This is a genomic window from Amycolatopsis sp. EV170708-02-1 (assembly GCF_022479115.1).
In the GTDB taxonomy this organism is placed as follows: domain Bacteria; phylum Actinomycetota; class Actinomycetes; order Mycobacteriales; family Pseudonocardiaceae; genus Amycolatopsis.
Window position 1 is genome coordinate 5,701,136 of sequence record NZ_CP092497.1, and the last position, 14,610, is coordinate 5,715,745.

Sequence of the window (14,610 nt, forward strand, 5' to 3'; positions counted from 1 at the left end):
CGCCGTCCGGACCGATCAGTTTCCCGCGCCGCGGCCGTCTGTACGGGTGAGAGCGACTCACAGGAGGCTTGACGTGCGGAAACTGACCTTCGCCATGAACGTGACCCTGGACGGCTACATCGCCGCGCCCGGCGACGACCTCGGCTGGAGCGCGGGCGACGGACCGGATTCGTCGCCGAACGACGAGCTGTTCGGGTGGTGGTCCGACCGGGTGGCGGCGACGAACCTGGCGCTGTACGGGCGCAAGCTGTGGGAGGGGATGAGTTCCCACTGGCCGACCGCCGACCGGCGGCCCGGCGCCACCCCGGCGGCGATCGAGTACGCCCGCCGCTGGCGGGACATGCCGAAGGTGGTGTTCTCCTCGACGACCGGCACGGTCAGCTGGAACGCCCGCCTGGTCACCGGCGACGCGGTCACCGAGATCACCCGGCTCAAGGCCGAGGACGCCGGCCCGATGGACATCGGCGGCGCGACGCTCGCCGGGGCGGCCATGCGGGCCGGGCTGATCGACGAGTACGTGCTGGTCACCATGCCGGTCCTGGTCGGCGACGGCACGCCGTTCTTCACCCCGCTGGACAACTGGGTGAACCTGGCGCTGGTGGAGACCCGGACGTTTCCCGGCGGCGTGACGCTGGCCCGGTACGAGACGAGACGCTGACGAGGCCTGACCCAGGTCGTTTCGCGTGTCTGGAGGGACGGCACGCGTGATCAGACGGACGACACTTGTGTCCAGGGGGACGGCTCGCGGCAAACCCGGCCGCACACGTGTGTCGTCCCTCCAGTCACGTGTGTCGTCCGTCTGATCACGCGTGCCGTCCGGCCGGTCACGCGAAACTCCCGGATCGGGCCCGGGCACGTGAGTGATCACAGTGCCGGGGCAGGTCCAGCCATGGCTTGCCGGTGGCGTCGAAGCCGGTGAGCTCGGCGATCTTCCCGTCGGCGACGCGCAGCACCGCGATGGCGAACAGCCGGTGCTCCGGTTCTCCGGGGGCACGCAGGTACAGCGCGGCGGCGGGCATGCGGTTGACCGTCGTGGCGATACCGCGCCAGTCGTCGTGACCTCGCTGGAAGAGCCCACCGGAGACCCAGCCGTCCACCGCGTCCTCGGCCGTCGTGGTCAGGGTGCCCGCCTCGGGCAGCATCGCGAAGCGCAGGTCTTCGCGCAGCAAGGACGCCAGCCCGTCGAGGTCGTTGCGTTCATGGGCCTCGATGTACGCCTTCACCACACCGCGCTCGTCCTGCGACAGGTCCGCGCCCCGCCAGTCGAGGCGGCGTTCGGGCAGCCGCCCGCGCATCGTCACCCGCGCCCGCTGCAGTGCGCTCGTCACCGACGCGACGGTCAGCTCCAGGACGCCGGCCGCCTTCGACGCCGGCCAGCCGAGCACGTCGCGCAGGATGAACACCGCCCGTTGCCGCGGCGGCAGGTGCTGGACGGCGACGATGAACGCCAGCTCGATCGTCTCCCGCGCCACCACCGATTCCTGGGGATCCTCGGGAGCATCCGGTCGGGGTACGGCTGCAGGTAGAGCACCTCGGAGTGCTCCAGCCTGGCCGGTACGGGGGTGCGGTCCCCGCGCTTCTCCAGGAAGTCGAGGCAGGCGTTCGTCGCGATCCGGTACAGCCAGGTCCGCAGCGCGGCATGGCCCTTGAACGACTCCCGCTTGTGCCACGCCCGCAGGAACGTCTCCTGTGTCAGGTCCTCGGCGTCCTCGTAGTTCGCGAGCATCCGGTAGCAGTGCACCTGCAGCTCACGCCGGTGACGTTCCGTGACGAGCGCGAACCGCGCCGGATCGCCGGAGCGAACCACCTCGATGAACGTGGTCTCGTCCGCGCCCGGCGATCCGGCGTCGGTCATGGTCGTCGATCCTTCCACCGGTGAGTGAGCCACCAGAAGAGACGACGTGGCGGAGGATTTCTGATCGGTGAAGCCCCGAAATCACTCCTGGCCGTCGCCCATGGCGGCCGGGTCGTAGGCCAGCAGCTCCCAGCTGTGGCCGTCCAGGTCGTCGATGGCCCGGTTGTACAGCCAGCCCATGTCCTGTGCGGCGCGCGGCTCGGTGGCACCCGCGGCCAGTGCCGCGTCGACCAGGCTGTCGACCTCTTCGCGCGACCCGGCGGCCAACGCGTTGATCACCTCGATCGGCCCGTCCGTCATGGGCCGCTTGGTGAACGAAGCGAACGTTTCGCGGGTCATCAGCTGCACCAGGATCGTGTCGGCGAGCGCCACCTGGACCGAGGTGTCACCGCTGAAGTCCGGGTTCACCGTTCCGCCCATCGCCGTGTACAGCTTCGTGCTCGCCTCGAGGTCGGAGACCGGCAGGTTGACGTAGATCTGCGAGATTGCCATGGGATGTCCTCCAGTAGGTCGGTGCGTCACCAAGAACCTAAGGGCGCACCGCGACCTCGGTCTTGTACAGAAGCGACAGCACCTCGTCTTCGCCGGTCCGCCTGAGCTGGGTGGCCGTGCGTCCGGTGAACCGCGTCAGCGAGCGGGCCAGATGCGGCTGGTCGTGATACCCGGCGCGCTGCGCGACCTCGATCGCCGCCATCCCCTCCCCCAGCAGCATCACGGCCTGCCTGGCCCGCTCGATCTGCCGGATCGCGCCCTGCGTCAGCCCGGTCGCCGCGGCCACCCGCCGCTGCACCGACCGCGGCGTGACCAAAGTGGGCACTTCGCCGCGGAGCACGTCGGTGACCAGCGGATCGCGGATCAGCAATCCGGCACGGACCAGGCGGTCCACGAAGACGTCGGCGTTGTCGTAGGCCGGTGTTTCCCACTCCTCACCCTGGAGGACGAAGGAACGAGCCGTGGTGTGCGGGCTCGGCACCGCGGTGTCGACCAGTCCCGGCACCGGCATCGGCGCCAGGTACGCACCGTGCCGGAAGATGATCCCGATCGTCTCGCCCTCACTCGGGCCCAGCTCCAGCACCGTAGGGCTCGTCTCGGGCCCGCGCACCGCCACCTGCGTCTCGCCCCGGTCGCGCCACACCACGAGCTCCCAGTTCGAGTTCGCGATGGAGCGCATCCGCGACGGCACCACGGCAGCCTGACCGGCACGGTAGATCCGCTCCACGTACGGAGAATCCGAGGGACGCTGCTCGACGCCGTCAAGGCTCACGGCAAGAAGCTAGCACCGGCGCCGATCCGCAGGTGGTACGAGCGCTACCGCGGTTCGGGGGCTCGCCCGATGGTCATGGACAGGGTGGACGACGAGGCTGGACTCGATCGATCCGGTCCTCGAACTAAGGAAACGCATGACCCTACGCCGCAACCTGGTCCGTGCCGCCGCTGTCACGCTGGCGGGAGTGTTCTGCGCGATCGCGGTGCCCGGCAGCGCCGGCGCCGTGGTGAACGGCAAGAACTCCACCGAGCGCTACGAATTCATGGCCTCGATCCCCGAGGTCGTGCCCGAAATGAACAACGCCAAGGGCGTCTGCGGTGCCGTACTGGTGCATCCACAGTGGGTGGTGACCGCGGCACACTGCGTCGACCCGGAGAACAACCCGGCCACGCCGGAGGGCACCGTGCGCATCGGCAGCGAACGGCGGACGTCCGGCGGCACCGTCCGCACGATCGACCGCTGGGTCCGCCACCCGGGCTACCAGCCGGGCGCGCCGAACAAGAACGACATCGCGCTGGTGCGACTGGACCGTCCGGTCTCCGAACGGCCCATCCGCATCGCCGACCGTCCCGGCCGCCCCGGCACGCCGACCCGCTTGATGGGTTTCGGGACCACGGTCGACACCGCCGACTTGGACAAGGTCGTGTTCCCCGAACGGCTTCAGCAACTCGACACGCGCATCGGCGCCGTGTCCGAATGCTCGCCCGGTTACGCGGACTCGACCCGGCTGTGCACGGTGAGCCGCAAGCGCGGCGCGATGGCGTGCATGGGCGACTCCGGCGGACCGCAGGTCCAGCGCGGCTGGGGCGGCCGATGGGAGCTGATCGGTGTCACGTCCGGCCCCGGCGACGACGACGTGCCGTGCGCCAACGGCCCCGGCCTCTACACGAGCGTTCCCGCCTACGCCGGGTGGATCCACCGGACCATTCACGGGCACCGCTGATCTTTCGTTGTCGGGTCCGATGGTGGGCTGAAGGCTCCCTTCGCCGAGTCTTATGCGGCGAAGGGAGCCTTCAGCCCTGGTTGGGGCTGAGCGTGGAGGATTGGGACGTCGAAAGTCCCAAATCCTCCACCGTCGAGCGGTCAATCGGTCCTCAGAGCTTGATCAAGCCGGTCAAGCCTGGGGCTGACAGGTCGAGTGGGGAGGATTGGGGACGTTGAGCGTCCCCAATCCTCCCCACTCACCTTCGCCTCACCGCGATCTCGGCCAACGTGCGATGGCAGACCTTCCCGGTACGTCCCAGCGGCAGCTCGGGAAGCGTGATCACGAATTCCGGCATCTTCGCGACGGCGAGCCCCCTGGCGGCAAGAAACGCCTTGAGCTCGGGCAACCCCGGCGAGTGTCCATTCCGGACGGACACACACGCGCAGAGCCGTTCCCCCAGAACGCTGTCCGGCACCGGGACACAGGCGACCTCGCGGATCGCGGGATGGCCGCCCAGCGCGAGCTCCACCTCGGCCGGGCTGATGGTGTACCCGCCGCGGATCACCACCCGTTTGCGCCTGCCGGTGACGTGGAGCCCGCCCCGGTCGTCGAACCGGCCGTCGTCCCCCGTCCGCACCCAGCCCCCGTCCAGCCGATACGCCGCGTCCAGCTCGGGCGCGCCCACATAGCACAGCGGTGTCATGGGGCCTCTCGCGCGGATCTCGCCGTCGACGACGCGTATTTCGCATACCGCGGGATCCGGGACGCCGACACCGTTTTCCGGCGTCGTCGTATGGCAATTGACCCCGTCCGAGGAGCCGTAGACGTCGATCATCCCCACGCCGAACCGACGTCGGCAGGCGTCGCGCGTCGAAGGTGGCAGTGTGTCGCCGCTCGACACGATGGCCACGAGCCCCGAGGGGTCCGCGGTCGAAGGGTGCTCGACCATCCGCCGCCACATCGCGGGCACGCCGAACACGTGTGTCGGGCGGTGTTCGGTGATCAGCCGCAGCGCCGCGCCCGCGTCGAACCGGCGGGTCAGGATCAGCGTGCCGCCGAGACGGCACAGCGTCACCGCGACACCGAAAGAGCCGAACCCCGAAGTCAGCGAGACGAGGACCAGGTCTCGCGGTACCGCGGTCTCGCCGTGGACGGCACGGACGTAGTTGGCCCGTCCGCCGGCGAAGGCGTTGTGCGAGTAGGCGACCATCTTCGGTTCCGATTCCGAACCGGACGACACCAGGATCCGGGCCGGAGCATCCGGGTGGACGTCGGCGACACGGCTCGGTTTCGACGAACCCGACACTCTTCCGCTCTCGATGACGAACCGGACACCGGCGCGTTCGAGCAGAGCGTCCGCCCCGCGTGGCAAGGGCAAGACCACAGCGCCGAGCGCGAGGATCGCCAGTTCGGCGACCACCGCGTCCCGTCCGTCGGGTTCCCGCACCCCGACGATGTCCGCCGAACCGCACCCCGCGGCCGACAACCGGGCGGCCATCCCCGCACCGCGACGTCCAGCATCGTGTAGTCGAGCGCGCCTTCGTCGTCGATCACGGCCGTGCGCAGCGGATGCTCGCGTACCCGGTCACTGAACAACGAGTACAGATCCCGGTCCGGGCAGTGTCCACAGTGGACCCACTCGCGGCGTAGCCCGGCGGGCACGAGGTCACGCAGGACCACGCCGGTCTCCGACACCCAGCTCACGACGTGAATTCCCAAGGCGAAGCGACGAGCGCGCAGTCGGCCCGGACGAGGGCGGGGGAAAACCGGGGATCCGCGGCGAGTGCGGCGAGGTCGTCGCACACCGGCACCGACAGCGGGCGGTCGCAGCGGCGGCGGGCACCCGCGTTGAGCCGGTACGCCGCGGACAGCAGCGACGACGCGACCCGCGTGGCGCCCTGTACCAAACCCGTCACGATCCCGTGCGCGCACACGACTCCGCCGAACACGTCGACGATCGTCATCAGCGACGGCGGGATCCCCGCGTAAGCCTGGACGACGAAATCCGTGCCCACCGGTGGTTCCGGCCCCAGCTCCGTCCCCCATCCCGACGCGTGCGCGTACAGGATCCCCGGCCGGGCGCGCGCGAGGTCGAGTGCGCTCAACGACCACCGCTCGGCCTTGCCCGGCGCCCAGTTGTGCAGGAACACGTCGGACCCGGCGGCGAGTTCGAGCAGATGCCGCCTGCCGTCCGGGGTGCCCAGGTCGATCTCGACGACCTCTTTCCCGTCGTTGAGCGCGCGGAACCTGGCCGACGTGTGGCCGGCGATCGGCGGAACCCACCGCAGCGGATCGCCGCCCGGCGGCTCGATCCTCAGCACCGTCGCGCCGAGAAGGCGGAGCAGATGGCCCGCGAGCGGACCCTGGACCCGGCGGCAGGATTCGAGGATGACCAGGCCGGACAACGGAAGCGGCTCCACCGCCCGGACCGGACGGTACCCGCGGCCCTCCCCGCTCACGACGAACGCGGGAGCCCGGTCGAGCGGCCGCTCCGCCGTCCGCACCAGGGTCATCCCCGTCAGGAGGGCGACCTGTTCGAGCTCGCCGATCGGTCGCGCGGCGAGAGTCGCCGTCAGTTCCGGCGGCAGCGGGCAGGTCGCGGTCGCGAAGCGGTGCATGAACGGATGCCAGCCACTCGAAATCACTCGTGTGCCGGCTCCGAGTGTCGTCCAGAACCGTTGCCACACCGCCGGATCGAGTGTCTCGATCTCGAACGCGACGCCGTCAGCCGAGCGGAAGGGCGGCCCGCCGGGGAGGAACGACTCGTGCTGTTCGTCTTCGGTCGTCGCCGCCGCGAGATATTGGGAGATCGCCAGCAACGCCGCCTGCGCCAGCGAAGTGGACACACCGCGCAGCGGGATGCCCCGGCCACGCGCGAGCTTCAGCGCGACGGCGCCCAGTGCCGACAGCTCGGCCGCGACGATGGACGCGTAGTCGAGACCGAGCCGGGCCGGCCCGCCGAACCTCCGGCCGTGCACATGCATGATCCCGCAGGCGGCCTGGACGTCGAGCTCGCCGGCCAGCGGCAGGTCGAGTGGCCCCGCCACTGTCACGGTGTCCAGCGCGGTACTCATTCCGGACGCCTGCCCAGCACCGAATACACGACACACGACGACGCCCGGAACCCCGGATCCCGCATGACCGCACGCACTTCGGCGAGCTCGCCGTCGGTCATCCCCGCGGCGATCAACCGGTCCCGCAGGTGATGTGTGTGGTGGATCAGCAGCTCCAGACCGGGCGATCCGGCCCGCCACGGGAAGACCGACGGCACCGGATCGACGTCCGCCAGCCCCGCGGCGACCATGGACGCGGCGGCGCGGCGGCCCCACGTGCCGTCCCCGCCCGCCATGGTGAACGCCTTTTCCTTGGCCGCGAGGAACTTCTCGTAAAGGTTCGCGGCCCGCACGCCGGGTGCGAGCAGCACCGGGCCGTAGGAAATGTCGAACTCGTCGATCTGCATCCACCCGCCCGGCTTCAGCGCGCGGACCAGCTTGCGGAGCACGGCCTCCCGCTCCGGCAGATGCTGCAGTACCAGCCGGGTGTGGACGAGGTCGAACTCGGCCTGTGGCAAGGGATCGTGGACGACGTCGTGCCGAAGGACGGTCAATCCCGGTGCGGGCGCGATGTGGTGGGGTTTGATGTCCGTCGCCAGCACCGTGCCGGTCGGCGCCACTCTCCCGGCAAGCCAGCGCGCCACCCCGCTGCCGCCCGCGCCGACCTCGAGACAGGACCAGCCCGCCCCGACGCCGGTCCCCGCCAGCCGGGCGAAGGTGACCGGATCGTACGCCGCCGAGAGACAGCGATGCTGCTCGACGGCGTGCCCGCTGTCGTTGTCGAACGCGTAGGCCGTGCTCACGTCCACCTTCCCGAACCGTTCGTCTCGGCCGTGCCGGTCAGCCGCGCCAGCAGTTCCAGGCGCCGCACCTTCCCCGTCCCGGTTCTGGGGACCTCGTCCCACGAAAGCACCACGGGCTCCCCGAGCGGCGGCAGGCCGAACACCGCCTTCCGCCAGTCCGCCGCGTCCAGCCCGTCGTCGGTCACGACGACCGGGATCGGCGCGCGTCCGGCCGCGGAGAGCACCACGCATTCGGCGATGGACGGGAGGCGGTCTTCGATCGCGTCCTCCACCGCGAGGCAGCTCATCCCGGGCACGGTGTCGACCTCGCGGTCGAGCAGCGTCACCGCGCCACCGCGGTCCACCACGCCCAGATCACCGGTGTTCCACCACCGCCCGTACACCTTGGCCTCCCATCGGTCCTGTTCGCCCACGTACGCCACGCATCGCGCCCGCGTGCGGGCCAGCAACAGCCCGGCGGTGCCGCGCGGCACCGGTTCGGCGGTATCCGGGTCGACGGCCCGCAGCCGGGCGAGACCGGGCAACGGCCTGCCGAGATCGCGGGTGGTGTGCGCGGTCCGCCTGGTGAAGAACCGGAACGACAGCGGCCCCGTCTCCGATTGACCCCAGCCCTGCATCCACAGTGGACACTTCCGGCCGCTGGCGTGGAGCATCGTCCGGATCACCGGCGGGTGCACCGCGTCGTACGTGCTGACGAATCTCCGCACCCGGAGGAACGGGTTCTCCGGCGAGTTCGCGAGTGGCCGCCAGCGCACGAACGCCGAAGGGAGGGCTTCGACGACGGTCGGCCGATGACGGCCGAACATCGACGGCGCCGAGGAGGCGTCGCTCAGGATCACGATCTCCCGCGGCGCGAGGCACAACGCCGACGCCGTCCAGCAGAAGGTCCGGCCGTGCGCGTACGCGCTGGCGTTGGCCAGCACGTCGTCCCGCCGCACACCGAGGACGGGCCAGCGGATCGCTTCCGGGCGCGCCAGCCGGTCGATGATCGTCCGTGTCGTGTGGACCACCAGTTTCGGTGTCCCGGTCGTCCCCGAGGTGTGGCAGACGAGCAGCGGTTCGTCGGCGTGCCTGCGGTGTACCGGGGGCGGCGGCGCGGCGGCGAAGTCTTCGACGCGCAGGATCCGGTCCGCTCGCAGGGAAGGCCGGTCGGTGACCAGCACCGCCGGGCCGAGGCGGCGCAGCAGGAGATCCAGGGTGTCGTCCGGCAGCGCGCCGGAAAGCTTCGCCGGAACGGCTCCGATCCGGACCGCGGCGCAGGCGAGCAGGTCGTAGTCCCAGTGGCCGCGTTTGACGATGGCCACCCGGTCCCCCGGCCCCACGCCGGCTTCGGACAACCATCCCGCGGCGTCCCGGACCAGCCTGGCGAGCCCGGCGACCGAGTAGGCCGTCCCGCGGTCCGGGGCGATGTCGAACGGCCGGTCGAGATATACCCACGTCCGGGTGTTCGCGCACTCGTCGAACAACGTGCCCATGTCGTGGGGCTTCATCGGGCCCTTTCCTTCGCCGGGCGAACGGCCAGCCGACGCGCCGCCCGTACACCGGAGCGGACGGCCGCCTCACTGCACGGGCTCAGGAACACCCAGTCACCCGCGTAGTCGACGACGCCACGGCCGAGGCCCGCCTCGAACCCGCCACGCAAGGCCAACGCCCGAGGCGTCGCTTCGGGCGCCGCGTGGCGCACCCGGCGGACGATCGCGCGGCGGGTCGCCGATCCCAGACCGGGAACGAGCGGTTCGGCGGCGCCGGTCAACCGGCTCGCCACGGCCTCGTCGGAGGCTTCCAGCAGCTCCGGCGCCACGGCCGGATGGGCCATGAGCGTGACCAGCCCGAGCCCTTCCGGCGCGCGGCCGGGATGTTTCAGATGGTCGAAGATGACCGTGGACACCGTGCCGTTCTCTGCGGTCGGCACCACCAAGGCGTAGTCGGGCCCACCGAGCGGGCGATCGAGCAGCAGGTGCGCCTTGACCACCGGCGTGAACGAACACTCGCGGAGAAAGGCCGAACCGTGCCGGGGATGGAGCCGGGCCGCCACCGGGGCGGGTACGGCCAGTACGACCGATCGGGCGCTGATCTCCCACGCGCCGCCGCGAAGGCGCGCCGAGGAACCGTCGTCGACGACCTCGTCGACGGGAAACCCCGTGGTGACGTCCGTTTTCGCGGCGAGGGCACGGGCGAAGGTGTCCATCCCGTCGCGATACGCCCGCCACGTCGGCGGTGGCCCCACCGCCGTGAGCAGCGCCAGCAAGGGCGCCGCGGCGGACCGGGCCGGATCCCAGCCGAAGAAGCCGGAAACGATCGGCTGCAGCAGGTAATCCAGCAGATCCGGGTGATGCGGCGCGGCGAACTCCGCGACGGTGGCCTCGCCGAGCCTCGAATTCTCCGGCCGTTCGGTGTCGAACGTTCCCCTGATCAGCCGTGCCGCGTCCAGCCGCGCCCGGACGGACAATCCGGCACCGGTGACCAGTCCCCGCGTCTGCGCGACGCCGGGCCTGGCCCGGCCGCGCCACATCGCGATACCCCGTCCGATCGGGGGCGTGGCGGCGGGATCGACGCCCAGTTCCGCCAGCAGCCGCCAGGTCTCCTCGTAACCCCGCTCGGCCATCTGCTCCGCACAGGTGTCGATCAGGTAGCCGTCCTCGCGCAGCGTCGTCATCCGGCCGCCGACCACGTCGGCCGCCTCGAAAACCCGCGCTTCCCTTCCCGCCTTGCCCAGCTCGTACGCGGCGGTGAGCCCGGCGACACCAGCGCCCACCACCGCCACGTCGACATCGGTCACGTGATCACCACCAGGTTCACCAGGACGAGCGTCAGCACGGTGAGCCGGTGGATCCGGATGCCGAGCATGCGCGCCCGCAGGATGTCCCCCAGCGCGAAACCGAGCCACACCTGCCATCCGCGTGCCACGATCGTGGGCACCAGCGCGAGGGGGAACCACCACGGGCCACCGAGGGCGGGGACGGCGAGGATCAGCGCGAGTTCGGCCGCCGACACGGCGATCACGAAGACCGTGTTGCCCCGCGCCGAAGTCAAGGCGGCCACCGTCGGCCTGCCGACCCGGCGATCACCGTCGACGTCGTTGGTGTTGGAGTAGACGCCGAACAGCAGCGGTCCCAGGCCGAAGAGCAGCGCCTGGGCGAGCGCGAACCCGGTGAACTCGCCGGTCGCGAGACCGTACGGCGCGAGGACCAGCGCCCAGCCCAGCGCCGCGATGAAGAACTCCTGGAAACCGTGATAGCTGAGCTTCACCCCCACGAGTACTGCAACGAGAAGAAGTAGGTGACCACGATCAGCACGACCGTCCACAAGGGACGGTGTGGCGCGATCGCGACGGCCGCGAGCCACAGCGCCGCGCCAACGACGCCGGTCGCCCATGCGAACCGCAGCACCTGGGCCTCGTTCAGCGTTCCCGCGACCAAGGGCTTCCGGTACCGCTTGCGCCGCGCGTCGTCCGGCGAGTAGTTCGTGATGTCGCTGCCGTCCCGGTAACCCGTGAGATCGTCCAGCGCGACCATCGCCGCGATCACGAACACCTCGCCGAGCAGGAACACCCCGACGGTCGCCAGGACGCCCGGATCGAACCTCGACACCGGCGCCAGCAACGTCCACACCACGACCACGCCGAGGTAGTAGTCGACGATGTCGAGCTTCGCGAGCCTGAAGTAGGCCTTGCCACGGGAGACGGCGAGGGTGGTCATCGCGGTTCGTCCAACGCGATCAGCGCGGCGAACGACCGGTCGCCGCCATAGTCCAGCTCGCGTCGTTCGAGCAGGCGGGAGCCGGGGAGCAGGGCCAAGTACTCCTCCACGGTCCGCACTCTCGAGAACCGGCCGACCGGGATCTCCGCTTCCTCGTACTCGACCAGGACGAGATGCCGTGCCGCCGCGGCGATCGCCCGGCACGCTTCGGCGATCTCGTCGTCGTCGAGGACGTGCATCAGCACCCATACACAGACGGCGACGTCGAAACGCTTGTCCTTCCAGGGAAGCCGCTGGACGGTCGTCCGCACGAAGTCCACTGTGGACAGATGTGCGCAGCTCTCCCTGGCCAGCGCGAGCATCCGCGGGGTCATGTCGATCGCCGTCAGCGCACGGGCGTGCGCGGCGATCGCCGGGGTGAGCCTGCCCATCCCGCAGCCGATCTCCAGCGCGGATCCCACCTCGCCGAGCGACTCCAGGTACCTCGTGACGAGCCGGATGGTGCGGGCGGTCGTCCCGGCCGCGAGTCCGGCGGGCTGGGAGGCGCGCATGACCCGGGTCAGCCCGGCGCGCTCCGCGCGTTTCCGCCACTCGTCGGCGACCTCGCTCGGCGCGGGGGTGTGGGTGACCTGCTGCATCACGGCTCCTTCGCGAATCGGCACACCGCGTCCGCGATGCGTTCCACCTGCACGTCCGTCAGATGCGGGTAGATCGGGATGGCCAGCGTCCGGCGCGCGGCCAGTTCCGCCGCGGGCCAGGCATCGCCAGGCCGGGTGTAGGGGGCGAACGCGGGTTGCCTCGGCAACGGCGCCGGGTAGTAGACATGCGAGCCGATACCTCGCGCCGCGAGGTGCTCACGGAGTTCGTCCCTGCGCTCGCTGAGGAGCGAATAGACGTAGTAGCACCGTCCGTCACGGGCGGGAGGCGGCGCGAGCACACCGCAGCCCGCCAGTTCGGCGAAGCGTTCGGTGTAGTACTCGCCGATCCGTGCCCGGCGTTCGAGCCGCTGGGGCAACGTCGGAAGCCGGTACAGCTGGAACTCCGCCATGATCTCGTCGAACCGGCTGTTGTAGCCGATGCGGTGATACACGAACCTGGTCTTCCCGTCCTGACCGTGGTTGCGCAGCATCCGCACCACCGAGCCGAGCCCGGCGTCCTTCGTGACGACCATTCCCCCTTCGCCCGGCATCCCGAACGTCTTGACCTGCACGAACGAGTAGACCCCGGCGTCGCCCCACATCCCGGCGGGCGTGCCCGCGAGCATCCCCCCTTGGGCGACCGCGGAATCCTCCAGCAACCGCACGCCCGCGCCGGTGGCGATCCGGCGCAGCTCCGGCATGTCCGCCATGACCGAGAACATGTGCGCCGGCATGATCACCTTGGTGCGCGGGGTGACCAGCCTGGCGACCTCGGCGGGATCGACGACCATCGTCCACGGGTCGATGTCGGCGAACACCGGCTTCGCGCCGAGCAGGGCGGGCGCGGCCGCGAGCGGTGCGCATCCGAAGGCGGGCACGATCACCTCGTCCCCGGCGCCGACGTCCATCGCGCGCAGTACCAGCGTCAGTGCCGAGGTTCCGCTGCCGCAAGCGACCGCGTCCACGGCGCCGACCGAGTCACGGATGGCCGCCTCGAAGCGGGCCGTGCGCTCGCCGAGGATGAATTTCTGCTCGGGCGCGACGCCGACCCGATGCACGATGTCCAGCAGTTCGGCACGGTCGTCGTCGAAGAGATCCGTCGGGAAGAACGGCAGGGTCATCCTCGCCGTCCTCGGTAGAAGTCGCGGATCGCGGCGCAGACCCGGTCGCAGTCTCCGGCGGGCATGTCCGGATACAGCGGGAGCGCGAGTGTGTGACGGCAGGCGTTCTCGGCGTTCGGGAAATCACCCTCCCGATAGCCGAGGCCGGCGAAGCAGGGCTGCAGGTGAAGCGGGGCCGGGTAGTAGATCTCGGTCTCCACGCCCACCGCCGACAGATACGCCGCCAGGTCGTCCCGCGCGTCGACCTCGACCACGTAGACGTAGAACACGCTGTCCGGCCGGTTCTCCGGCAGCTTGCGCACCCCCGCCACTCCCGCGAGCCCTTCGCCGTACCGGGACGCCAGTTCCGCGCGCCGGGCGATGTCGCTGTCGAGTGTGGTGAGCTTCGCGAGGAGGACGGCGGCCTGGATGTCGTCCATCTTGCTGTTCACGCCGGGCAGGCCGGTCGCCGTCGAGATCGCGGGGAAGTCGGCGATCGTGCCGCCGAAGCGGCCGTGGTGGCGGAGCGCGTCGGCGGTCGCGGCGATCCGGGGGTCGTCGGTGAGCACGGCGCCGGCGTCACCGAGCGCGCCCAGCGTCTTCGTCGGGAAGAACGACAGCACGCCGCCCGCGCCGAACAGGCCGGCGTGCGTGCCGCGGTGCCGCATGCCGATGGCCTCCGCGCTGTCCTCGACCACCGTGAGATCGAGGCGTCGCGCGACGTCGAGCACACCGTCGATATCCGCCGGCCGCGAGAACAGATGCGTCGGCATGACGAACCGGGCGCGTTCTCCGGCGGCGTCCGCGACCGCGGCGGGGTCGATGCCGTACCCGTCCGGCTCGATGTCGGCGAAGACCGGCGTACCGCCCGCGAGCACGACCGAGGTCGCCGACGCCCCGAAGGAGAAGGCCGGGACGATCACCTCCCCGCCGGGCTCCAGGCCCGCCGCCCTCAGCAGCAGGACGAGCGCGTCCGTTCCGCTGTTCACCCCGACGACGAACCTCGCGCCGGTGTACGCGGCCAGTGCCCGCTCGAGTTCGGCCACCTTGGCACCGTGCGAATACTTGCCATTTTCGATGACGTCGAGAATATGTCGCCTGGTGCCGGTCCACGTTCGCTCGAATGTGGCCGATTGATTGAAGAAAGACACCGACAGCGTACCCACCTCCGGTGGTGTAGGAACCATTTCCGAGCGTAGGACAGGCAATCCGCCCGTCCGCCCACGTTCGCACTTCCTGGTCAACCCGAGGCCGAACTGTTGACAGTCGAT

The 14,610-nt window shown here is 70.5% G+C and carries 14 protein-coding genes and 1 pseudogene; 2 read left to right on the forward strand and 13 right to left on the reverse strand.

Features of this window, described 5'->3' with window-relative positions; all coding sequences use genetic code 11:
• The first annotated feature begins 73 nt into the window (after positions 1-73).
• A complete protein-coding gene (locus MJQ72_RS25660) occupies positions 74-658 on the forward strand; it encodes a dihydrofolate reductase family protein (RefSeq protein WP_240593568.1) in 585 nt (194 codons plus the stop codon).
• A gap of 166 nt (positions 659-824) precedes the next feature.
• On the opposite strand, the pseudogene MJQ72_RS25665 reads toward MJQ72_RS25660, so the two are convergent.
• The 3 genes and pseudogenes from MJQ72_RS25665 to MJQ72_RS25675 all read right to left on the reverse strand — a co-directional run bounded on the left by MJQ72_RS25665 (position 825) and on the right by MJQ72_RS25675 (position 3,119).
• A pseudogene (locus MJQ72_RS25665) lies at positions 825-1,855 on the reverse strand (RNA polymerase subunit sigma-70).
• An 81-nt stretch (positions 1,856-1,936) separates the two neighbouring features.
• Positions 1,937-2,347 (reverse strand): VOC family protein, encoded by a 411-nt coding sequence (locus MJQ72_RS25670; protein WP_240593569.1) that lies wholly within the window; start codon positions 2,345-2,347, stop codon positions 1,937-1,939.
• Between the two features lie 37 nt (positions 2,348-2,384).
• Positions 2,385-3,119 carry a helix-turn-helix domain-containing protein gene (locus tag MJQ72_RS25675; RefSeq protein WP_240593570.1) on the reverse strand — a complete coding sequence of 245 codons (735 nt, stop codon included), beginning with the start codon at positions 3,117-3,119 and terminating at the stop codon, positions 2,385-2,387.
• Positions 3,120-3,255: 136 nt separating this feature from the next.
• Between MJQ72_RS25675 and MJQ72_RS25680 the strand changes: the two genes are divergently transcribed.
• Positions 3,256-4,065, forward strand: coding sequence for a trypsin-like serine protease (locus tag MJQ72_RS25680; protein WP_240593571.1), 810 nt, complete (start codon positions 3,256-3,258; stop codon positions 4,063-4,065).
• Positions 4,066-4,303: 238 nt separating this feature from the next.
• On the opposite strand, the gene MJQ72_RS25685 is transcribed toward MJQ72_RS25680, so the two are convergent.
• The 10 genes from MJQ72_RS25685 to MJQ72_RS25725 all read right to left on the reverse strand — a co-directional run bounded on the left by MJQ72_RS25685 (position 4,304) and on the right by MJQ72_RS25725 (position 14,526).
• Complete coding sequence (locus MJQ72_RS25685; RefSeq protein WP_315860750.1) at positions 4,304-5,545, reverse strand: fatty acid--CoA ligase family protein; 1,242 nt, start codon at positions 5,543-5,545, stop codon at positions 4,304-4,306.
• 202 nt (positions 5,546-5,747) lie between these two features.
• Complete coding sequence (locus MJQ72_RS25690) at positions 5,748-7,121, reverse strand: CoA transferase (protein ID WP_240593572.1); 1,374 nt, start codon at positions 7,119-7,121, stop codon at positions 5,748-5,750.
• A complete protein-coding gene (locus MJQ72_RS25695; RefSeq protein WP_240593573.1) occupies positions 7,118-7,909 on the reverse strand; it encodes a class I SAM-dependent methyltransferase in 792 nt (263 codons plus the stop codon). Before MJQ72_RS25695 ends, MJQ72_RS25690 begins: the two co-directional genes overlap by 4 nt.
• Positions 7,900-9,393: a class I adenylate-forming enzyme family protein gene (locus tag MJQ72_RS25700; protein ID WP_240593574.1), complete on the reverse strand. Its 1,494-nt coding sequence runs from the start codon at positions 9,391-9,393 to the stop codon at positions 7,900-7,902. The genes MJQ72_RS25695 and MJQ72_RS25700 overlap by 10 nt, the downstream gene beginning before the upstream one ends.
• Positions 9,390-10,682 (reverse strand): NAD(P)/FAD-dependent oxidoreductase, encoded by a 1,293-nt coding sequence (locus tag MJQ72_RS25705; RefSeq protein WP_240593575.1) that lies wholly within the window; start codon positions 10,680-10,682, stop codon positions 9,390-9,392. The genes MJQ72_RS25700 and MJQ72_RS25705 overlap by 4 nt, the downstream gene beginning before the upstream one ends.
• Positions 10,679-11,158 carry a UbiA family prenyltransferase gene (locus MJQ72_RS44905; RefSeq protein WP_315860751.1) on the reverse strand — a complete coding sequence of 160 codons (480 nt, stop codon included), beginning with the start codon at positions 11,156-11,158 and terminating at the stop codon, positions 10,679-10,681. Before MJQ72_RS44905 ends, MJQ72_RS25705 begins: the two co-directional genes overlap by 4 nt.
• The gene (locus tag MJQ72_RS44910) at positions 11,149-11,601 is read right to left on the reverse strand and encodes a hypothetical protein (RefSeq protein ID WP_315860752.1); all 453 of its coding nucleotides are present in this window, start codon (positions 11,599-11,601) and stop codon (positions 11,149-11,151) included. The genes MJQ72_RS44905 and MJQ72_RS44910 overlap by 10 nt, the downstream gene beginning before the upstream one ends.
• Entirely contained in the window at positions 11,598-12,239 is a 642-nt protein-coding gene (locus MJQ72_RS25715) for a class I SAM-dependent methyltransferase (RefSeq protein WP_240593576.1), read from the reverse strand. Before MJQ72_RS25715 ends, MJQ72_RS44910 begins: the two co-directional genes overlap by 4 nt.
• Positions 12,239-13,360, reverse strand: a complete 1,122-nt coding sequence (locus MJQ72_RS25720) for a DegT/DnrJ/EryC1/StrS aminotransferase family protein (RefSeq protein WP_240593577.1) — start codon at positions 13,358-13,360, stop codon at positions 12,239-12,241. The genes MJQ72_RS25715 and MJQ72_RS25720 overlap by 1 nt, the downstream gene beginning before the upstream one ends.
• Entirely contained in the window at positions 13,357-14,526 is a 1,170-nt protein-coding gene (locus MJQ72_RS25725; RefSeq protein WP_240593578.1) for a DegT/DnrJ/EryC1/StrS aminotransferase family protein, read from the reverse strand. The genes MJQ72_RS25720 and MJQ72_RS25725 overlap by 4 nt, the downstream gene beginning before the upstream one ends.
• Between the last annotated feature and the right edge of the window lie 84 nt (positions 14,527-14,610).

Bases quoted from the DNA above. Each gene is read 5' to 3' on its own strand.
- MJQ72_RS25700 (WP_240593574.1), bottom strand. From the start codon at position 9,393: ATGAAGCCCCACGACATGGGCACGTTGTTCGACGAGTGCGCGAACACC.
- MJQ72_RS25670 (WP_240593569.1), bottom strand. From the start codon at position 2,347: ATGGCAATCTCGCAGATCTACGTCAACCTGCCGGTCTCCGACCTCGAG.
- MJQ72_RS25680 (WP_240593571.1), top strand. From the start codon at position 3,256: ATGACCCTACGCCGCAACCTGGTCCGTGCCGCCGCTGTCACGCTGGCG.
- MJQ72_RS25715 (WP_240593576.1), bottom strand. From the start codon at position 12,239: ATGCAGCAGGTCACCCACACCCCCGCGCCGAGCGAGGTCGCCGACGAG.
- MJQ72_RS25725 (WP_240593578.1), bottom strand. From the start codon at position 14,526: ATGGTTCCTACACCACCGGAGGTGGGTACGCTGTCGGTGTCTTTCTTC.
- MJQ72_RS44910 (WP_315860752.1), bottom strand. From the start codon at position 11,601: ATGACCACCCTCGCCGTCTCCCGTGGCAAGGCCTACTTCAGGCTCGCG.
- MJQ72_RS25720 (WP_240593577.1), bottom strand. From the start codon at position 13,360: ATGACCCTGCCGTTCTTCCCGACGGATCTCTTCGACGACGACCGTGCC.
- MJQ72_RS25685 (WP_315860750.1), bottom strand. From the start codon at position 5,545: ATGGCCGCCCGGTTGTCGGCCGCGGGGTGCGGTTCGGCGGACATCGTC.
- MJQ72_RS25690 (WP_240593572.1), bottom strand. From the start codon at position 7,121: ATGAGTACCGCGCTGGACACCGTGACAGTGGCGGGGCCACTCGACCTG.